Origin of the sequence: Microtetraspora malaysiensis, assembly GCF_001528665.1 — a bacterium.
In the GTDB taxonomy this organism is placed as follows: domain Bacteria; phylum Actinomycetota; class Actinomycetes; order Streptosporangiales; family Streptosporangiaceae; genus Microtetraspora_A; species Microtetraspora_A malaysiensis.
Genome location: NZ_BBYJ01000020.1, coordinates 102,259 through 121,886 on the forward strand (window position 1 = coordinate 102,259; position 19,628 = coordinate 121,886).

A 19,628-nucleotide genomic window follows, 5' to 3' on the forward strand; every position below is an offset into this window, starting at 1 on the left:
GGGCCGCGCCGTACAGCGCCTTACTTCCGGCCGGTCACGCCCCCGTGACCAGCCAGGCCGTGCCGTACGCGCGGAAGGAGAGCGTGAGCATCCGGGCCAGCATCCACACGCCGAAGGCCGCCCACAGCGCGACGAGGCTCCCCGCGACCAAGGCGAACGGCAGGTACGCGAGCGTGGTGACCAACCCGGCCCAGGCGAGGTAACGCCGGTCGCCCGCGCCGATCAGCACGCCGTCGAGCACGAACACGACACCCGCCACCGGCTGGAACAGCGCCACCAGCCACAGCACCTCGTCCAGCCGCTCGGACACCGCGCCGGGAGTGTCGAACACCGCCGGGATCAGCGGGCGGAGCGCGAGAACGGCCAGGCCGAAGACGACGCCGCACCCCACCCCCCACGCGACCATGCGGCGGGTGGCCGACCGGGTCGCGGCCGTGTCGCCCGCGCCCAGGGTCCGGCCGGTGATCGCCTGCCCCGCGATGGCGATGGCGTCCAGGGCGAACGCGAGGAACGTCCAGATCCGCGTCGCGATGGTGTGCGCGGAGATCTGCGCGTCGCCCATCCGGGTCGCCAACGACGTGGCGGTCAGCAGCACCACCTGCAGGCACGCCGTACGGATGACCAGGGCCAGACCGGCGGTGCCGGCGGCCCGGATTCCGGCGAGGTCGGGCCGGAGCGGGGCGCCGTGCCGCCGGGCGCCCCTGATCACCATGACGAGGTAGACGGCCGCGCCGAGCGCCTGGGCGATGACCGTGCCCCAGGCCGACCCGGCGACGCCCCAGCCGAGCCCGAGGACGAACCAGGCGTTCAGCACGCCGTTCAGCAGGAAGGAGCCCACCGAGACCGCGAGAGGCGTCACCGTGTCCTGGAGGCCGCGCAGCACGCCCGTGCCCGCGAGCACGAGAAGCAGCGCGGGCGTGCCGAGCAGGCTGACCCGCAGATAGGTGGTCGCCAGCTCGGCCAGCCGGTCGGAGGCGCCGAAGAGGTCGACGATGCCCGGGGCGAGCGGCCAGCAGACGGCGATGACGGCGACGCCCACCGCCGCGGCCAGCCACATGCCGTCCACACCCTGCCGCATCGCCCGGCGCGCCTCGCCCGCGCCCATCTGCCGCGCCACCGCCGCGGTCGTGCCGTACGCGAGGAAGACGCACAGGCCGACGATCGCGGAGAGGGCGGCGCTCGCCACGCCGAGAGCGCCGAGGGCCGGATCGGGCAGCCGTCCGACGATGACGGAGTCGGTCAGCAGGAACAACGGCTCGGCGACCAGGGCCCCGAACGCGGGGACGGCGAGCCGGAGGATCTCCCGGTGCCCGGCGCCGGAGGCTCCCCGCCGATCGGCGTCCCTTGTCAGTGGCATAAGGGTATTTTGCCAGTTACATATCGATGCTCGGCATTGATACCCGGCGTCGCGGAGCCGCCATGCCGATCCGGTCTCGGCTATCGTCCGATTTTTCTTCCTCCACAGCCCTTGGATAATGTTTCGGCTGCTCAGCGCGGCTTGAGTGGCGTTGGCCACAGGGTTATCCCCAGGCTCGTCCCCAGGGTGTTCACACCTGAGCGGCCGAAGTGCACACGTTATCCACAGGCGGCTCCACAGGTCGCGTTGCCGGTAGGGTGCGGCAGCCGCGAAACTGTCAGACCGGCGGATTACAACTGGGATTGCTGTGTTGGGGGGTGTCTGCAGTGAGCGTGCTTGATTTCCCGGGCGGGCCGGGGGGTTCCGGGGGCTCCGGAGGTCCCGGTGGCCCGGGGGGCTCCGACGTCGCCTTCGAGCGGACCCCGCCGCACAATATCGAGGCCGAGCAGTCCGTTCTCGGCGGCATGATGCTGTCGAAGGACGCGATCGCCGACGTGGTCGAGGTGCTGCGCGGCGACGACTTCTACCGCCCCGCGCACCAGATCATCTACGACGTCATCACCGACCTCTACGGCCGGGGCGAGCCCGCCGACTCGATCATGATCCTGGACGATCTGCAGAAGCGCGGCGAGCTGGGCCGGGTCGGCGGCGCTCCCTACCTCCATACGCTGACCGCGGTCGTGCCCACCGCGGCCAACGCGGGTTACTACGCCAAGATCGTGCGGGAGCAGGCCGTCCTGCGCCGGCTGATCGAGGCCGGCACGCGCATCGTCTCCTACGGGTACGGCGGCCAGGGCGAGGAGGTCGACGACCTGGTCGACCGCGCGCAGGGCGAGATCTACAAGGTGACCGAGCGGCGTACCTCCGAGGACTACCTGCCGCTGTCGGAGATCATGCCGGGCGCGCTGGACGAGATCGAGGCCATCGGCAGCCGCCACGGCCAGATGGTCGGCGTCCCCACCGGCTTCCAGGACCTCGACGCCCTCACCAACGGCCTGCACCCCGGCCAGATGATCGTTGTGGCCGCCCGACCCGCCATCGGTAAGGCGCTCGCGCTCGATACCCCGCTGCCCACTCCTGATGGCTGGACAACCATGGGTGAGGTGAAGGTCGGCGACTACCTGATCGGGGCCGACGGTAAGCCCACTCGCGTGGTGGCTGCTACCGACATCATGCACGGCCGCCCGTGCTACGAGGTGGAGTTCAGCGATGGCACGGTGATCACGGCCGACGCCCAGCACCAATGGCTCACCGACACACGTGCGTCCCGCAAATCGGCTCAGGCGGCTGCGTCCGACTACAACAGGTACCGGAACCAGAAGACATTCGCTGATGTGCGCACAACGGAAGAGATCGCCGCAACGCTGTGGTGCAACACCGCGGACAAGCGGCTCAATCACACCGTCGTCAATGCCCGGCCGCTGGACCTGCCCGACCGTGACCTGCTGATCCCTCCGTACGCACTGGGTGTCTGGCTCGGAGACGGCCACTCTGACAGTGCCCGGTTCACCACCGGGGACCCGGAGATCGCCGAGCATGTGGCCGCCGACGGTCTTCGGGTGGAGCACCGCGGCGGGCTGCTGTACGCAATGCTGCTGCCCGAGCCGGAGTCGATCGCCGAACGGCCGTGCATTGTGTGCGGAAAGCCGTTCACACCCCAAACAGCGCAGGTACGCACCTGCGGCAGGGTATGCGGCTGCCGGTCGAGGAGTTCCGAACACGGCCCCTCGCAGTCGCCCAGGTGCCCCGACTGCGGCGGCCCGTCCAGTGGGCTTCGCCAGTGCCAGGAGTGCCGCAACGACCACGGCACTATGAACGCCCGACTGAGGAAGCTGGGCGTGCTGGGCAACAAGCACATCCCGAGCGAATATCTGCGCGCTTCTGAGGCGCAGCGCAGAGCGCTCCTGGCCGGGCTGCTGGACACCGACGGCTATATCAACGCCGCCGGGACAGCCCAGTTCGCCGTCACGAACCGTCGCCTGGCAGAGGACACCTGGGAACTGATCCTGAGCCTGGGATACAAAGCAACCTGGACATCCAAGGAGGTGTCAGGGCGCACCGAAGCCAGCTCAACCAGCTATGCGATCACATTCACCCCCTCCGACAAGGTCTTCCGGCTGAGCCGGAAGAACGCCCGCGTGAACACCAACACCCACCCCAAGGCGACGTACCGCACCATCACCGACGTCCGCCCGGTGACGTCGGTGCCAGTGCGTTGCGTCGAGGTGGACAACACCGATCACATGTACCTGGCGGGGCAGACATGGATACCCACCCACAACTCCACCCTTGGATTGGATTTCGCCAGATCTGCCGCTATCAAGCACGGCATGACGACTGTCGTCTTCTCGCTGGAAATGTCGCGTAATGAGATCACGATGCGACTGCTTTCGGCGGAGGCGAGGGTCGCGCTGCACACCATGCGCTCGGGGACGATGAGCGACGACGACTGGACCCGCATGGCCCGCCGCATGGGCGAGGTCGCCGAGGCGCCGCTGTTCATCGACGACTCCCCGAACATGTCGATGATGGAGATCCGGGCCAAGTGCCGCCGTCTCAAGCAGCGCAACGACCTGCGGTTCGTCATCGTCGACTACCTCCAGCTGATGAGCTCTCCCAAGCGGACCGAGAGCCGCCAGCAGGAGGTCTCCGAGCTGTCCCGGTCGCTCAAGCTCCTCGCGAAGGAGCTGGAGGTGCCCGTCATCGCGATCTCGCAGCTCAACCGTGGTCCTGAGCAACGCACCGACAAGCGTCCCCAGGTGTCCGACCTGAGAGAGTCTGGGTCGATTGAGCAGGATGCCGACATGGTGATCCTCTTGCATCGAGAGGACGCCTACGAGCGGGAGTCGCCGCGGGCGGGCGAGGCCGACCTGATCGTGGCCAAGCACCGTAACGGCCCCACCGCCACCGTCACGGTGGCGTTCCAGGGCCACTACAGCCGCTTCGTGGACATGGCCACGCACTGACGACTCCCGCAGAGGGCGGCTACCGCCAGAGGGCGGCGACGGTCGCGGCGGCCGCCCGTCCCTGGACGTACCCCGCCTCGGCGGACGGCGTCCGCACCTCCGGGTCGAGCGGGTCGGGGCCGATGGCCGCGCGGGAGGCGTCGTCGGGCTGGATGACCTCGACGGTCGCACCAAGTGTCGCGACCTGCCCGGCCAGCATCGGATCCTCAAGCGGCGAAAGCACGAGCACGCGGTCATGACCGGCCGCGAGGTCGGCGTTGTTCGACGAGCGCATGCCGCCGTCCATGTAGCGGGTGTCGCCGATGGTCACCGCGGGCCAGACGCACGGCACGGCGCAGCTCGCCGCCACCGCGTCCACCAGATTCACGCCCGACCGCGGCGTGAACAGGATCGGCTCGCCCGTGTACGCGTCGACGGCGACGATGACCAGGTCGCGGTCGGGCCATTCGTGGACGGGCAGCCGTGCCGAGATGACCTCGCGCCGCCGTTCCTCCGTCACGGTGGACGCGGCGAGCGCGAGCGCTCCGGCCTTCCTGCGCGCCTCGGCAGGGTCGGAGGTCTGGGTGTAGATCTCGACCCATTGCTCCATCAGCTCGGCGATCGCCACGCCGCTGGGGATCTCCGGAGCCTGCGCCGCCGGGTCGATCTGCCGCCTGAGCAGTTCGTCGAGTGTCAGGCCGCTGGTGATCTGGGCGGCGACGGTGGAGCCGGCCGAGGTGCCCACGATCCGGTCCGCGCCGGCGACGTCGACCCCGGCGTCGGAGAGCCCGGCCAGCACGCCGGTCTCCCAGGCGATCCCGGCGACGCCCCCTCCACCGAGCACCAGCGCGCGGGTCGTCGTGTCCATGGGCATCCCCTTACACATAAGCCGATACTTCACAAGATGATCTAGATCATCTAGATCGTAGTGAAGCAGAAAGAAGATGAGCTCACCGGCACTGGGCGAGCATCGTCGCCTTGTCCGCCCGGGTCACCGGAAGGTGGTACTTGAGCGCGACCTGGGCGAACCGGGTGACGTACGCGCAACGGATCTTCCGGTTCGGAGGCAGCCACGAGGCGGGCCCGGAACCGCCCTTGGCCTCGTTGGCCGGGCCGTACACGGGAAGCAGGTTGAGCGGGTCGTTCGCGATGCGCAGCCGTTTCGCCATCGGCCAGTGGGCGGCGCCCATCCGCCATGAGTACGACATCGGCACCACGTGATCGACCTGGACGAGGTCGGCGCGCTGCTTCCGCCACCGGATGGTCCGGCCGGTGTACGGGTCCTTGAGCGTCATCATGGTCACCACGCAGGGGGAGCCCTGGCGATATCGGACGTTTCGGCCGTCCCGGGCGAGCAGGTCGTTCCGGGTGCTGCAGCCGTTCCCCGCGTACGGCACGCCGTCGGCGGTGTCCGCCCAGTTCTCTCCGAAGCGGGTCCGCGCGTACCCGGTCTTGGGGCCGCTTCCCTTGACCCGCAGCTTCCGGATCAGCGCGACCGCGGCGGCCCGGTCCTTGCCGGAGGTGATCGGGGCGAGCCCCGGCTTGGTGCCGCGGGTGTTGTTCAGCGGCATGGCCCGCGCCGCGCCGGTCGCGGCCCGCGCACCCGAGGCGCCGGCGGCGCTGTGTTGGGTCCCTTTGGCGGCGACGGCGGCGAGCAGGACGCCCGCGACCACGACGACGACAACCTCGCGCGTTTCCAGAGCCGCCTCCCCGATGAAGCCCGGCTAAAGAAATCCCCAAAAAACGGGTGCCTGACCCATCGGGGAGGTGAGGTCCCCGTTTGCGAGATGGTCGCGCCCGCGCTGAGAGGCAGCAGGCGCGACCTCACCCCACCGGGCGATAGTGCGTGGTGATCCGCCCCTCGTCGAAGACGTGCAGGGCGACGGCCGGAGGGAGGTCGAGGTCGATCGGCGGGTGGGCCTTCGTCTCGAACGGCGCCAGCAAGGTGTTCACCACGCCCGGCGCCACCAGCAGGGGCAGGCCCGCGAACGTCGTCGCCGCGCCCGTGTGGGCGTGCCCGGCCAGCACCGCCACCACCTGGGGGTGCCGGGCGAGCACCGCCGCCAGCCGCTCCGGTTCGCCCAGCCTGATCTCGTCGACGTACGGGATGCCCAGCGGGACGGCGGGGTGGTGCATCCCGACGAAGGCGGGGACGTCGGGAGTGGCGGCGAGGACGGCGTCGAGCCAGTCGAGGGTCTCGTCGCCGAGGAGCCCGTCGTGCTGTCCGGGGATGCTCGAGTCGCACAGCGCGATCGTCGCGCCCGGCAGGCGGAGGACCTGGTTGACCGGCCCGCCGGCGGCCGGGCCGTCCTCCGTTCCGTCGAGCATGACCTTGCGGAGGTTCTCGCGGACGTCGTGGTTGCCCGGGCACAGCACGAAGGGAACGTCGGCCGGGACCAGGCCGCGAGCGATCTCGTACTCCTCGACGGCCCCGTGGTCGGCGATGTCTCCGGTGAGGAGGATCGCGTCGACGGGCAGGCCGCCGACGTGATCGAGGACTCTCGCGGCGCGCGCGGTGTTCCGCTCGCTCCCGTCGATGTGGATGTCGCTCACATGCGCCAGCACGAGCACGGGGCCTCCTCGGCGTCGGGGATCTCAGCCTCCCACAGGCTCAGCCGACGGGTACGGCGAGGCGCTCGGCGAGGATGCCCGCGCGGGCGAGCTGGACCTTGCGCGCCTGGCCGGCCGCGAATGCCGTGAGGAACCAGGGTGCGGTGATCTCCAGCCGGTCGTCCACCCGGGTGCCGGCCCCGTCCGGCGTCAGATCGAACCGGTAGACGAGGCGGACGTTGCCCGGGCTCGTCACGTCACCGCGTACGGAGAGTCCCTCGGTGAGGAGGGTCACCGCGATCGGGTTGTCGTGTGTGAAGACGCCGAGGAACCGGAACCGCTCGATGGAGGTGTAGCGGATTACGCCGGGTTCGGAACGATCCACATCCTTGACCGCCACGACGAGCGGCGACAGCCCGATGTAGCTCTCGGGCGTGGTGAGATGCTCGAACACCACCTCGGGGGTGGCGTCGACGTGGAACGTATTGGTCAGCACCTTCTGCGGCACGTATGGCCTCCGGACTTGGAACGTGATCTATGCCGGGAATTGTGACAAAGACCGCGCTTGGCGAGAAGTCCAGATCATGGTTTCGCAGGAGATCATATGCGGCCGCCCGGCGCGCGGGGCTCCCTCGGGCGGAGACGGGCGGCCGCCACGACAGGGTTCACCCGACGTCGCGGAGGAAGCGGGTGGTCTCCTCGTCGGCCGGGAAGAACGACTCGATCATCATCTCGGCGATCGTGACGTCGAGGGGTGTGCCGAACGTCGCCACGACGCTGAAGAACGACAGCTCCTGATCCCGGTGCCGTAGCCGGAGCGGGACGAAGATGTCGCCCGGCCCCGGCAGCTCCACCTCGGGCTCCGGCTGGTCGCAGGGATAGTCCCGCAGCTCCGCGTACAGCTCGGCCAGCTCGGCGTCTCCGGTCAGGGCGATCTGCCGCTTGAGCCGTCCGAGCAGGTGCGCCCGCCACTCCCCGAGGTTCGCGATCCGCGGGGCGAGCCCGTCGGGGTGCAGACTCGCACGCAGCACGTTCGACAGCAGGTCGGGGGCGATCCCGGCCACGAGCATGCGGAGGCCCGTGTTGGCGTCCACCAGGTTCCACCCCCGGTCCACCACCACGGCGGGGTACGGCTCGTGCCCCGCCAGCAGCTTCCCGATCGCGTCGCGTACGGCTGCCATCTGCGGCGAGTTCAGCGTGGATTCCGTGTAGACGGGGGCGTAACCGGCGGCGAGCAGCAGGTGGTTCCGCTCCCGGAGCGGGACGTCGAGGTGCTCGGAGAGATGGAGGACCATCTCCCGGCTGGGCGTGGAACGCCCCGTCTCCATGAAGCTCACATGCCGGGTCGAGATCTCGGCCTGGATCGAGAGGTCGAGCTGGCTCAACCGGCGGTGCTCGCGCCACGTGCGGAGCAACTCGCCGATCGGCCGGTGATGGATCGAAGCTGTGGTCACGCGCACGACGTTATGCCCCGCCGGTGAACGGTCGCGATTCCCCGAGAGGTAATGGACCGGGCGCACCCCGGCCGGGCGGATCACTCCCAGCGGAACATGCGGGCGGCGGCGATCCCCGCGATCAACGCCCACCCGGTGAGCACCGCGAGATGCGTGAGCGAGGGTGCGTGCCCTCCCATCGTGTCCCGCAGCGCCTGCCCGAACGCACCCGTCGGCATGAAGTCGCTGACCACGCGCAGCGGGGACGGCATGAGGTCGCGCGGAACCCACATGCCGCCGAGGAACAGCAGCGGGAACAGCACCGCGGCGCCCGCGCCCTGCACGACCTTCGCGTTCGGCGCCACGGCGGCGAGCCACAGCCCGATGGAGAACAGGGCGACCGAGCCGAGCAGGAGCACCCCGGTGAAGCCGGCGAGCAGCCGCGGCACCGGGACGTCGAGCACCAGATGTCCCAGCGTCAGCGTCAGGGCGGTGCTCAGGACGGCGACGGCCGCGCTGATCGCGATCTGCGCCACGAGCAGCGCCCCGGGGCGTACCGGCGTCGTGGACATCCGTCGCAGCACCCCTTTCTCCCGGTACATGACCAGCGTCGCGGGAAGCGCGCTCACCGCGAGCGTCGCGACCGAGAGCAGCACCATCATCGCGGGGAACTGGGCGTCGATGGGCCGCTCGCCCCCGAGGGCCGGATCCGGCTGGCTGAACCCGGGGACGGAAAGGCCGAGCACCAGCAGCAGCGCGATGGGCAGGAGGGTCACGAAGAACACCGCGGCCGGCTCGCGTAGGAACAGCTTCGCCTCGGTGAGGATCAGTTTTTTCTGGACCAGCATCAGGATTCTCCGGTTTCAGCAGAGCCGGTACGCGACGGCGTACGGGCGGGGGGACGGGTCACTGGGGGCCAAGGGCGTCCGGTGGGCCGGAGCACGCGCCGAGAGCCGAAGGGAAGTGCGGTGGTGACCGCGGCGGCCGGGGCGTGCGCCGGGGGAGGCGTCACGACGAGACGGGCGCGTTCCCGGTGAGGGCGAGGAAGGCGTCGTCGAAGGTGGTCCGCTCGGTGCGCAGGCCGCTGACCTGCCCCGGTGTAAGGGCGCCGACCACGGTGACGAGCAGGTCGCCGGTGCCGGTCACCACCACCTCGTCACCGTTCCGCCGGACGGAGGTGACCTCGGGCAACGCCGTGAGGGCGTCGACGGGCCCGGTCGTGTGGAAGACGATCCGCTGCCCGCCGCCGGCGCGCTCGATGAGCCCGTCCGGGGTGTCCACCGCGAGCACGCGGCCGGCCGAGATCACCGCGACCCGGTCGCAGAGCCGCTCGACCTCCTCCATGAAGTGCGTGACCAGCAGCACCGTCACGCCCATCTCGCGGACGCGCTCGATCAGGTCCCAGGTGTCGCGGCGGGCCTGCGGGTCGAGGCCGGTGGTCAGCTCGTCGAGGATCGCGACCCGCGGGTTGCCGACCAGCGCGAGCGCGACGGACAGCCGCTGGCGCTGCCCGCCGGACAGCTTGGCGAACGCGACGCGCGGGTCGAGGCCGATCTCGCCGAGCAGCGCGCGCCAGTCCGCGGGCCGCGGGTAGAAGGACGCGTAGAGCTCCAGCGCCTCCCCGACCTTCAGCTTGTCCGGCAGCGAGCAGTCCTGGAGCTGGATGCCGATCTGCTCCTTCGCGTCGGTCAGGCCGGCGCCGAACTCCACGACGCCGGACGACGGCGTGCGCAACCCGGCGACGCACTCGACCGTGGTCGTCTTTCCGGCGCCGTTGCGGCCGACGATCCCGAAGATCTCGCCTTTCTCGACCGCGAACGACACGTCGTCGACCGCGACCGTCTCGCCGTACGTCTTGCGCAGGTTGCGGACAGAGATGATTGCCATGCCACGAAGCTAGAAATCTCGCGCTCCGGGGAGAATGCGGGTGCGGACCCGGTTGTGGTGCACTTTTGCCCGACAGGGGGTGGGGATAACTCCACCCCTCCCGGGCGTCTCGGGTCACTGCGCACGCCCGTTCCCTCTGTACAGACTGAGACGCATGAACCGACGTACTCTCGCGGCGCTGGGCCACGCGACCGGCCTTCTCGGGATGGTGATCATCGGGCAGCTGGTCGGCCTGGTGATGCTGGTCGCCGTCCTGCTCAGCTTCCTCTTGGGTTTGGTGTTCGTGCTCCCCTCTGCGGTACGGCTCACGCGGGCGACGACAGGGGCGCAGCGGAGGCTCGCCGCCAGGTGGTCCGGCGTGACGATCGACGAGCCGTACCGGCCCGCCCCGCCGCCCCCGCGGCCACAGCGGGACGGCTGGTACCGCGACGGCCGCAACCTGTACAAGACGCCGCGCGTCCCGGCGTTCAACCGGCGGCTCACCTGGATGGTGAACGACCCCGCGACCTGGCGTGATCTCGCCTACCTCATGCTGAACCCGTGGGCCGGCGGTCTGATCGTCGCCCTTCCGGTGCTGCTCGTCGCGGCCGGGCTCCCCATGCTGCTCGACGGCAACATGCTCGGCCTGCTGCCTGCTGTCATCGCGGTGGCCACGGCGCCGGTCGTCATCCCGTGGAGCCTCCGGGCCCACGGGCAGATCGCGCACGGGCTGCTCGCGCCGACCGAGAAGGCGCGGCTCGCCCAGCGGGTCAGCCACCTGGCCAGGACCCGGATCGACGCGGTCGACTCGCAGGCGGCCGAGCTGCGCCGCATCGAGCGCGACCTGCACGACGGCGCGCAGGCGCGGCTGGTCGCGATCGGCATGACCATCGGCGCCGCCGAGCAGCTCGTGGACACCGACCCGGCCGCCGCCAAGGCGCTGCTCGCCAAGGCGAGCGAGGCGTCGGCCACCGCGCTGCGCGAGCTGCGTCAGGTCGTGCGCGGCATCCATCCGCCGGTGCTCGCCGAGCGCGGGCTCGGCGACGCCGTACGCGCTCTCGCCCTGGACACCCCGCTCACCGCGCATGTGACCGTCGACCTGCCGGTACGGCCGGACGCCCCGGTGGAGTCCGCCGCCTACTTCGCGATCAGCGAGCTGCTGACCAACACGGTGAAGCACGGCGGCGCGACCGAGGTGTGGATCGACATCAGCCACCAGGGGACCACCCTGCGGGCCACGGTGACCGATGACGGCCAGGGTGGAGCGGACCCCGAACGGGGGACCGGACTGCAGGGCATCGAACGCAGGCTCGCGGCGTTCGACGGTGTGCTCGCGCTGAACAGCCCGATCGGCGGCCCCACCACGGCGGTCCTGGAGCTGACCCGCGCCCTGGACAGCGTGGTCCCGCCGCTCGCGAGGTGGAAGAGCACGACCCTGGGCGTGTGCTGGGGCCTGTGCTGGCTCCCGATGATCCCGCAGGGGTTCGTCGCGATGGTCATGAAGCTGACCGGTGCCCCGGAGAAGTCGTGGTTCCTGGCGCTCCACATGCCGGAGGCACTGCAGTGGCCGACGATCGTCGGGATGATCATCCTGGGCGGTGGAATGCTGGCGACCGCGGTGACCCTCACCAACCAGGCGAAGCGTGACAAGGTAGACCGGTGAGCGTAGTCATCGCCGAAGACCTGCACCTCCTCCGCGAGGGACTGGTCGCCCTGCTCCAGGCACACGGGTTCAAGGTCGTCGCGGCCGTCGAGTCCGGCCCCGATCTTCTCGCCGCCCTGCTCAGGGAGCGCCCCGACGTGGCCGTCGTCGACGTACGGCTACCGCCGACCTTCACCGACGAGGGCCTCCAGGCCGCCCTGGAGGCCCGCCGCCGGATCCCCGGCCTGCCCGTGCTCGTCCTCTCCCAGCACGTCGAGCAGTTGTACGCCCGGGAGCTGCTGGCCGACGGCTCGGGCGGTGTCGGCTATCTCCTCAAGGACCGGGTCTTCAACGCCGGCCAGTTCATCGACGCGGTGCGCCGGGTGGCGGAGGGGGGCACCGCCATGGACCCCGAGGTGATCGCCAAGCTGCTGGCCCGCAACGCGCGCAACGAGCCGATCGGCCGGCTCACTCCCCGAGAGCGCGAGGTCCTCGAACTGATGGCCGAGGGCCGCTCCAACGCCGCCATCGGGCAGCGGCTCTTCCTCAGCGACAGCGCCGTGGGCAAGCACACCGCGAACATCTTCGCCAAGCTGGGGCTGGCCCCCTCGGACGACGACAACCGCCGCGTGCTCGCCGTACTCGCCTTCCTGAACGGCAAACAGGCCCCCTGAGGGGCCTGTTCGAGGTCGGGAGCGGATCAGGGGAGCAGCTGGCCCCAGTAGAGCGCCCAGGGGATGAAGAGCAGGCCACCGGTGATCAGCACCCACTCCCGGAGCCGTGCCGTACGCCACCGGGTCGCCGTGACCACCGTCGAGATGAGGGTGGTGAAGGCGAGCAGCTGCACGACCAGCCAGAGGATCGGCCGACCGGCGATCAGCGGGCCGAGGTCGATGCCGTGGCCGTTGGCGGAGCCGATCATGGATACGGCCGCGTACACGGAGAGGGGCACGCTGATGAGACCGGACGTCGCGAGGATCCGGGCGGGCCAGGAACCGCCGGTGCCGCCTCGGCGACGACGGACCAGAGCGGCCACCGGATAGGTCGCGAACGCCACGATCAGCAGCACCAGCACGATGAGCTGGGCCTGCCAGCCCTCCCACCACGCCGACTCGGGGAGCGGCACGCTCCTGGTCGGCTGTGTGGGCAGCGGGTCGGCGCTCGACGCGGGGACGTGCCCGCCGGTGACGTCGCGGACCCAGGCGCCGACGGTTTCGGCGTAGCCGGGCACCAGCTCGTCGGCGGCCCACAGCGCGTGCGGGGCGTGGGGGAAGAACTTGATCGTCACACTGCCGGGAAGGGTCTTACCGAAGACCTCCGCACTCTCCGCCGGCGGGACTTGGTTGTCCTCGGCGCCCCACAGGGCGAGCACCGGCTGGTTGATCTTCTTCAGCGTCGGAACGGGGTCGTAGTGGGCCTCGGGGAACATCCCGGCATCCGCGCCCACGCGGTAGAAGCGCTCGTTGAGCAGGGTCCGGGCCGATCCCTCGATCCCGGCTCTGTCCACCTTGTTGGCCATGTTCCAGGCCTGGGCGCGCAGCGGTTCCAGGCCGGGCCCGCCCACCGTGATCACGAACTTGATGTCCGAGTTCCGGGTGACGGCGATCGGCGCCACCCACCCCCCTTCGCTGAGGCCCCAGACGCCGGTCTTCGCCGGGTCCACCTCCGGACGGTTCCGCAGTACGGCGAAGGCCTTCAGCGCGTCGTCGGCGAGTTGGGAGTAGTCCCGATTCAGCTTGGAATAGCCGACGCTGCGCTTGTCGGGCGCCAGCACCACCATGCCCTGCTTGGCGAACTCCTCGGCCTCCTTCTGGAGCTCGCTCCATTTGTTGCCCTGGCCCGACCCGTGGACGAGCAACAGTCCGGGCAGCTTGCCGGTGGCGTTCGCGGGTTCGAAGATCCGGCCGCCGAGCGTCTGTCCGTCGCTGGTACGGAAGCTCACGTCGGCGGTCTTGAGCTCGGACGCCCCGGCGCTCTTCGTCCCGGCGGCGTCGGCGGCGGCCGGTGCCACGGTGGCGGCCACGGCGCCGAGGGCGAGAGCGAGGGAGGCGGCGCCAAGAGCGATCTTCACGGGGTTCTCCAAGGTGGTGTGTCAGAAGTCGGGAGACGCGACGTGAGCGACGTGGATCCGACGCGGAGCTGTCGCGATGTCCGCCGTGTCGCGCCGGGGCAGGTCGTGTTGTGTCGTGTCGGGCATCGCGTCGTGAAATGCGATGGCCTCATGGTTTCCCGGCGGGGCACTCCGCGGGATCGCCGATTCGAGCGGTCTTCCCGCTCCATCACGCGAGGGAGGTGGTCCCGAAGGGGGATCCCTCGCACGACGGAGGAAACGATGCCGATCGCCCGCAATACTTGGGCTCTATGTCACCGATGGCGCGATTTCGGGCGCTTCATCCACTTCTGATTGACGCCGTACTGACGGCCGTGGTGCTCGCCGCGCAATCGGTCCCGTTCTTCTACACGAGACGGATGGCCGGCCCGGAGCCGTGGACGGTCATGGAGTACCTCCCGGTCATCGGCGCCTCCCTGCCACTGATCGTGCGCCGCAAGTACCCCTTGGCCGTGCTCATCGCGATCATCCTGGCGACCAATGCGTACTCGATGCATGATCCGGACATTCCCCCGCAGCCCCTCTGGTACGGACATCTCGTCGCCACGTACACCGTCGCTCAACTCGCGCCGCGGTGGCAGCGCATGGGGGTCATCCTGATCATGGTGCCGGGATCGCTCCTCTTCGGTGGCAACTCGGTCCCCACCCTGGTCCGCGGCCTGCTGACGTGGGCCGCCTCCTACGCCCTCGGCCGGGCGGTCACCGTCCACCAGGCGTACGCGAGGGTCCTGGAGGAGCGGGCGGCCCAACTGGAACGCGAGCGGCAGCTGGAGGCGGAACGCGCCGCCGAGCGCGAACGCGCCAGGATCGCCCGGGACATGCACGACATCCTCGCCCACGCGGTCAGCATCATGGTCGTGCAGGCCGAGGCCGGTCCGCTCGCCGTACGGACCAATCCCGACCGGGCGGAGGCCGCCTTCGACGCGATCGGCGCGGCGGGCCGGGAGGCGATGGCGCAGCTCCGGCGGATGCTCGGCCTGCTGAAGGAGACCGAGGGGCCCAGGGAACCGCAACCCACGATCGACCGGATCCCCGAACTGGTCGGCGGAGTCGGCGACACGGGTCCACGGGTGTCACTGACGACCACGGGACAGCCGGTCGCCGTCTCGTCGGATGTGGAGATCGCCGCCTACCGGATCGTCCAGGAATCCCTGACGAACATGCTCAAGCACGCCGCCGCCACTGAGGCGGAGGTCCGGCTCGACTGGCAGGACGACGCGCTGTCGATCACCGTCACAGATGACGGGCGGGGTCCCGCGGCCGACTCGCGTGGGGCGGACACGCCCAGCCCTGATCCGCGCGGTGCGGAGAGGCGCGGTCCTGATCTGCGCGGGCCCGGTTTCTCCGGCGGAAACGGGCTGATCGGGATCCGTGAGCGGGCCGCGGCCTGCGGCGGCACCGCGTCCTTCGGCACGCCACCGGGCCGCACGCACGGCTTCCAGGTGGCCGCACGGCTACCGCTCGCCGGTGTGTGAGGGTGAAGCGCGGCAGCTCCCACCTCCCGGGCATACGACGACCTCTGGCAGGGTTGCCACGTGACGATCAATGTTGTGGTGGCCGACGACCAGGAACTCGTCCGGAGCGGTTTCTCGATGATCCTCGACGCTCAGCCGGACATATCCGTGGTCGCGGAGGCGGGTGACGGAGCCGAGGCGATCGAGGCCGTCCGCCGTCATGCGCCGGACGTGCTGTTGCTCGACATACGCATGCCCCGCATGGACGGCATCGAGGCCGCCCGCGTGGTGTGCGACGAGACCGACACGAAGGTCCTCATGCTGACCACCTTCGACCAGGACGACTACGTGTACGACGCCTTGCACGCGGGCGCGAGCGGCTTCCTGCTCAAGGACGTCCGCCGGGACGACCTCGTCCATGCCGTACGCGTCGTGGCGGCGGGCGATTCCCTTCTGGCGCCGGCGGTGACCCGCAGGCTGATCGACGACATGGTGCGCAGGCAGCCGCGTCCCGCCATCGCTCCCGTGGGATTGGACGTGCTGACCGACCGCGAGCGGGAGACCCTGGTCCTTCTCGGGCGCGGCCTGTCCAACGCCGAGATCGCCGCCGAGCTGGTGGTCAGCGAGCACACGGTCAAGACGCACGTCAGCAACGTGCTGATGAAGCTCGGGCTGCGCGACCGCGTCCAGGCCGTCGTCGCGGCGTACGAGTCGGGGCTGCTCCAGCCCGGCGCGCGCTGAGCCGGCCGGTTCGTTCTGTCGGTCCCGGCCGATACCTTTGCCTGGCAGGCAGGCGCGACAGGAGGTCCCGTGAAGTTCGAGGTGAACCGTGATGTTCTCGCCGACGCGGTGGCGTGGGCGGCCCGTGTCCTGCCCGGGCGGCCGGCCGTTCCGGTGCTCTCCGGTCTGCTGCTGGAGGCCGGCGACGATCTGCGGATCTCCGCGTTCGACTACGAGGTCTCCGCGCAGGTGGTGATCGAGGCCGTTGTGGCCGAGCCCGGCCGGGCGCTGATCCCGGGAAAGGTGCTCGCGGAGATCACCAGAAGCCTGCCCAGCGAGCCGGTGCGGATCGCCCTCGACGGCTCCGAGGCGCTGCTCACCTGCGGCAGCGTCGAGTTCGGTCTGATCACCATGCCCGCCGAGGACTTCCCGTCCCTGCCCGCGATGCCGTCCAAGGTCGGAGCGGTCGGCGGCGGAGTGTTCGCCACCGCGATCGGCCAGGTCGCCGCCGCGTCGAGCCGGGACGAGACGCTCCCGATGCTCACCGGCATCCGCATCGACATCGACGGCGTCTCGGTGTCCATGGCCGCCACCGACCGCTACCGGATCGCGGGGCGCGACTTCCTGTGGCATCCCGTCCACGAAAGTGAGCGGCACGCCGCGGTCGTGCCCGCCCGGGTGCTGGTCGACGTGGCCCGCTCGCTGCGCGGCGGCGAGGTGTCCATCGGCCTCGGCGACAGCGTCGCCGGCTTCGAGAGCCAGGGGCGCACGACCACCGTCCGCCTGCTCGACGAGCAGTTCATCGACTACCGCTCCCGGCTCTCCACCGAGTGGGCCATGCACGCCGAGGTGCGGGTGGCGCCCTTCATCGAGGCGATCAAGCGGGTGGCCCTGGTGGCCGAGCGGAACACCGCGATCCGGCTCTCGTTCTCCGCGGGCGAGGGAGGTTCGGCGGACGGCAGGTGCCTGATCCAGGCGGGCGGCGGTGACATCGGCCGCGGCGCCGAGGTCGTCGACGCCCGCTTCACGGGAGACGACATCCAGATCGCGTTCCAGCCGCAGTGGCTGCTGGACGGCCTGACCGGGGTGGAGACGGAGCACGCCCGCATCAGCATGGATTCGCCCACCCGGCCGGCGCTCATCTCGAACGAGGGTGACGACCCCGACTTCCGTTACCTGGTGATGTCGCTGCGCCTGGGCTGAGCCCCTCCCACCGGCCAGGGCGCCGGGAGGGGGCGTGCATGGCTGACCGACCGGCGGGGATCGTTCGGGTGAAGAGCGAGGCCGGGGCAGCCGTGCGCGCCGATCAGCGGGCTGGAGTCGGCCGCGTGACGGGCTGAGTCCGGCTGGACTCAGCCCGCGAGGTCCTGCGACTCGGTGAGGGCGATCAGGATGTGCTCGATGCAGGCGTGTCCGGCCCGCTCGGCCGCCGCGGCGTCACCGGCCACGATCGCGCGCACGATCGCGTCGTGCGGGATGTAGTTCTGCTTCAGCGAGCCGCCCGCCGCCGCGATGCTGGCGCGCAGCGCGGCCGCGAAGTCGCCGTACAGGTCCATCAGCACGTTGTTGTGCGTCGCCTCGACGACGGCGATGTGGAACTCCAGATCGGCTTCCACGAACGCGTCCACGTGCCCGCCGGACCAGGTCTCCTCCCGCTTGGAGAGAGCCTTCTCGATCTTCCCGATGTCCTCCGCCGTACGACGCGTGGCCGCGAGCCGCGCGGCCTCCACCTCGAACGCCCGGCGGACCTCAAGGATCTCCAACTGCTCGGCGGCACGCAGCCGGCGCGCCATCGCGCCGGACAGCTCGCTGGTGGCCCGCACGTACGTGCCGTCGCCCTGGCGGCACTCCAGCAAGCCGGCGTGGGTGAGGGCCCGCACCGCCTCACGTACGGTGTTTCGGCCGACACCGAGGTGCTCCGCGAGCACGGTCTCCGTGGGGATCTTGGCGTTCATCTGCCAAGAGCCAGAGGTGATCTGCTCCTTGAGCTGATCGATCACCTGGTCGACCAGTGACGCCCGTTGCGCGGTACGCAGGCTCACATCCGCCTCCTCGGGGGACAGTCATCCGATGAGTCAATGACCGGTCGACCCTGATTATTCCAGAGCCCCCGAACGGGCCGAGAGCTCAGGGAGGGGTTATCGGACGAGCGCCGCCGATGCGGTGGATCCCGGCATGTTCGCACGGATTCCGACGGCTTCGAGAGCCCTACGATACGCCTTGGCCTGTTCCTCGCCGGAACCGGCCTGCCCCCAGAGGTCGCCGAGCTGGCGCCAGGCGCGGGCGGTCTCCCGGTCGATGCCGGCGGCGGTCCCTTCCAGCAGATCCTGCGCCGTCCGCAGCGCCGGACCGGCGTCCTGGGAGCGTGCCAAGGCGATCTCGGCCAGTACGAGATGGGCGGTGGCCGGCACCGTCCCTCCCGTCCCCACGAGCAGATCGAGCGCCCGGACGGCGAAATCCGTCGCCGCTTCGACGTCACCCGAACGGAAACGTACGTGCGACAGCACGATCAGGCTGCGCGCGTGCTCGGCCACCCTGCCGGGCAGCTCGGCGAGGATCTGGGTCGCGGACGCGGCCAACTCGTTGGCTCGGTCCAAATCGGTGTCCTCGGCGGCCACCGAGGTGTGCCTCGCCCAGTTCATCGCAATTCGGGCGAAGCGGAACGCGAGCCGCTCGGGCCTGCCGGTCGCGATCGCGTCCTCCGCGAGCTGTACGGCGAGGGCCGAGTCTTCGCCTTCGGAGGCGGTGACGCTCGCCTTCCAGAGCGCCATCACCTCGTCGACGCGGTGGTGGGCGCACTCCGGGGTGTCGTGCGCGGCCAGAACACGCTCGACGTATGGGAGGCCGGTCTCGGTCTCGGCCAGCGCGTCGGCGAGCTCCATCGCCAGCTCGCCGTGCTCGATGCCGAGCGGCTCCACCTGGGACAGCGCCTGCGCGCCCAGGTCCCGGGCGCGCAACGTGTCACCGGCCCGCTGGTAGCAACGACAGAGAGCGACGGTGATGGGCAGGTCGGCCAGGCGCTCGGGGTGTGCGGTCGCCTCCCTGCGCAGCCGCTCGTACGCCTCGACGGCGGAGCCGGTGAGCCCCTGGGCCTCCAGCGCCCGCGCCAGCCCGAGCTGAGCGTGCGCGGCGAGCATCGCGTTCTCCTCGCCGGCGGCCTTGACAATGTCGCCGAATCGGTCGGCCGCAATTGCCGGATCGCCGTGGAAAAGCTCAAGCTGGGCGTGACGGAGCCCCAGCTCGGTGTCGATGCGTTGCCGTGGTTCGATCCCGTGCAGGAGGAACTCAGTGGTGCATCCGAGCCGTTCCGCGAGCAGCCGCGCCACGACGGGCGTGGGCGTTCGCTTTCCGGACTCGATGAGCGAGACATAACTGTCGGAAAGGTCGGGTCCGGCCAGCTGGGCCTGAGACATGCGCCTGCTCAACCGCAGTCCGCGGACGCGGTCACCGATGGTTCCCTGACTCGGCATCTGATCTCTCAGGGCGGGGAAATGGTCAATGGTCACGTCATAATGGCACGAAGCTAGCGAATCGTGTAACCCTTGGTCAGG

17 protein-coding genes are annotated in these 19,628 nt (G+C 70.2%); 6 read left to right on the plus strand and 11 right to left on the minus strand.

Translation table 11 applies throughout. The annotated features are described in order from the left end of the window. Positions 1 to 34 precede the first annotated feature (34 nt). Complete coding sequence (locus AWQ71_RS25945) at positions 35 to 1,357, minus strand: MATE family efflux transporter (protein ID WP_067137624.1); 1,323 nt, start codon at positions 1,355 to 1,357, stop codon at positions 35 to 37. 434 nt (positions 1,358 to 1,791) lie between these two features. Between AWQ71_RS25945 and dnaB the strand changes: the two genes are divergently transcribed. After that, complete coding sequence (dnaB, locus tag AWQ71_RS25950; RefSeq protein WP_067137714.1) at positions 1,792 to 4,323, plus strand: replicative DNA helicase; 2,532 nt, start codon at positions 1,792 to 1,794, stop codon at positions 4,321 to 4,323. A 19-nt stretch (positions 4,324 to 4,342) separates the two neighbouring features. Here the strand turns inward: dnaB and AWQ71_RS25955 are convergent, their stop codons facing one another. From AWQ71_RS25955 to AWQ71_RS25985, 7 genes are all read right to left on the minus strand, one after another. Next, positions 4,343 to 5,170, minus strand: a complete 828-nt coding sequence (locus AWQ71_RS25955; protein WP_067137626.1) for a patatin-like phospholipase family protein — start codon at positions 5,168 to 5,170, stop codon at positions 4,343 to 4,345. An 82-nt stretch (positions 5,171 to 5,252) separates the two neighbouring features. Beyond that, entirely contained in the window at positions 5,253 to 5,975 is a 723-nt protein-coding gene (locus tag AWQ71_RS25960; RefSeq protein ID WP_245658458.1) for an HNH endonuclease family protein, read from the minus strand. Between the two features lie 151 nt (positions 5,976 to 6,126). After that, entirely contained in the window at positions 6,127 to 6,873 is a 747-nt protein-coding gene (locus AWQ71_RS25965) for a phosphodiesterase (protein ID WP_067137630.1), read from the minus strand. A 40-nt stretch (positions 6,874 to 6,913) separates the two neighbouring features. Beyond that, a complete protein-coding gene (locus tag AWQ71_RS25970; RefSeq protein ID WP_067137632.1) occupies positions 6,914 to 7,360 on the minus strand; it encodes an SRPBCC family protein in 447 nt (148 codons plus the stop codon). 157 nt (positions 7,361 to 7,517) lie between these two features. After that, the gene (locus AWQ71_RS25975; RefSeq protein WP_245658459.1) at positions 7,518 to 8,306 is read right to left on the minus strand and encodes a helix-turn-helix domain-containing protein; all 789 of its coding nucleotides are present in this window, start codon (positions 8,304 to 8,306) and stop codon (positions 7,518 to 7,520) included. Between the two features lie 80 nt (positions 8,307 to 8,386). After that, positions 8,387 to 9,133 carry an ABC transporter permease gene (locus AWQ71_RS25980; protein ID WP_067137633.1) on the minus strand — a complete coding sequence of 249 codons (747 nt, stop codon included), beginning with the start codon at positions 9,131 to 9,133 and terminating at the stop codon, positions 8,387 to 8,389. Between the two features lie 160 nt (positions 9,134 to 9,293). Beyond that, the gene (locus tag AWQ71_RS25985; protein WP_067137635.1) at positions 9,294 to 10,172 is read right to left on the minus strand and encodes an ABC transporter ATP-binding protein; all 879 of its coding nucleotides are present in this window, start codon (positions 10,170 to 10,172) and stop codon (positions 9,294 to 9,296) included. 154 nt (positions 10,173 to 10,326) lie between these two features. Between AWQ71_RS25985 and AWQ71_RS25990 the strand changes: the two genes are divergently transcribed. Both AWQ71_RS25990 and AWQ71_RS25995 read left to right on the plus strand, forming a co-directional pair. Then, entirely contained in the window at positions 10,327 to 11,814 is a 1,488-nt protein-coding gene (locus tag AWQ71_RS25990) for a sensor histidine kinase (protein WP_067137637.1), read from the plus strand. Then, positions 11,811 to 12,467, plus strand: a complete 657-nt coding sequence (locus AWQ71_RS25995) for a response regulator (RefSeq protein WP_067137638.1) — start codon at positions 11,811 to 11,813, stop codon at positions 12,465 to 12,467. Before AWQ71_RS25990 ends, AWQ71_RS25995 begins: the two co-directional genes overlap by 4 nt. Before the next feature lie 26 nt (positions 12,468 to 12,493). On the opposite strand, the gene AWQ71_RS26000 is transcribed toward AWQ71_RS25995, so the two are convergent. Further along, complete coding sequence (locus AWQ71_RS26000; RefSeq protein ID WP_084259303.1) at positions 12,494 to 13,864, minus strand: alpha/beta hydrolase family protein; 1,371 nt, start codon at positions 13,862 to 13,864, stop codon at positions 12,494 to 12,496. Between the two features lie 299 nt (positions 13,865 to 14,163). Here AWQ71_RS26000 and AWQ71_RS26005 point away from each other — a divergent pair, with 299 nt between their 5' ends. From AWQ71_RS26005 to dnaN, 3 genes are all read left to right on the plus strand, one after another. Further along, on the plus strand, positions 14,164 to 15,378 hold the full coding sequence (locus tag AWQ71_RS26005) for a sensor histidine kinase (RefSeq protein WP_245658460.1): 1,215 nt from the start codon (positions 14,164 to 14,166) through the stop codon (positions 15,376 to 15,378). Positions 15,379 to 15,438: 60 nt separating this feature from the next. Further along, positions 15,439 to 16,098: a response regulator gene (locus AWQ71_RS26010; RefSeq protein ID WP_067137642.1), complete on the plus strand. Its 660-nt coding sequence runs from the start codon at positions 15,439 to 15,441 to the stop codon at positions 16,096 to 16,098. A 69-nt stretch (positions 16,099 to 16,167) separates the two neighbouring features. Beyond that, on the plus strand, positions 16,168 to 17,280 hold the full coding sequence (gene dnaN / locus AWQ71_RS26015) for a DNA polymerase III subunit beta (protein WP_067137643.1): 1,113 nt from the start codon (positions 16,168 to 16,170) through the stop codon (positions 17,278 to 17,280). A gap of 149 nt (positions 17,281 to 17,429) precedes the next feature. Here dnaN and AWQ71_RS26020 read toward each other — a convergent pair whose 3' ends face one another. Continuing rightward, the gene (locus tag AWQ71_RS26020; RefSeq protein WP_067137645.1) at positions 17,430 to 18,119 is read right to left on the minus strand and encodes a FadR/GntR family transcriptional regulator; all 690 of its coding nucleotides are present in this window, start codon (positions 18,117 to 18,119) and stop codon (positions 17,430 to 17,432) included. A 96-nt stretch (positions 18,120 to 18,215) separates the two neighbouring features. Further along, positions 18,216 to 19,547: a helix-turn-helix domain-containing protein gene (locus AWQ71_RS26025; RefSeq protein WP_067137646.1), complete on the minus strand. Its 1,332-nt coding sequence runs from the start codon at positions 19,545 to 19,547 to the stop codon at positions 18,216 to 18,218. Positions 19,548 to 19,628: the final 81 nt, after the last annotated feature.

Bases quoted from the DNA above. Each gene is read 5' to 3' on its own strand.
- AWQ71_RS25945 (WP_067137624.1), bottom strand. From the start codon at position 1,357: ATGCCACTGACAAGGGACGCCGATCGGCGGGGAGCCTCCGGCGCCGGG.
- AWQ71_RS25955 (WP_067137626.1), bottom strand. From the start codon at position 5,170: ATGGACACGACGACCCGCGCGCTGGTGCTCGGTGGAGGGGGCGTCGCC.
- AWQ71_RS25980 (WP_067137633.1), bottom strand. From the start codon at position 9,133: ATGCTGGTCCAGAAAAAACTGATCCTCACCGAGGCGAAGCTGTTCCTA.
- AWQ71_RS25985 (WP_067137635.1), bottom strand. From the start codon at position 10,172: ATGGCAATCATCTCTGTCCGCAACCTGCGCAAGACGTACGGCGAGACG.
- AWQ71_RS25990 (WP_067137637.1), top strand. From the start codon at position 10,327: ATGAACCGACGTACTCTCGCGGCGCTGGGCCACGCGACCGGCCTTCTC.
- AWQ71_RS26005 (WP_245658460.1), top strand. From the start codon at position 14,164: ATGGCGCGATTTCGGGCGCTTCATCCACTTCTGATTGACGCCGTACTG.
- AWQ71_RS26025 (WP_067137646.1), bottom strand. From the start codon at position 19,547: ATGCCGAGTCAGGGAACCATCGGTGACCGCGTCCGCGGACTGCGGTTG.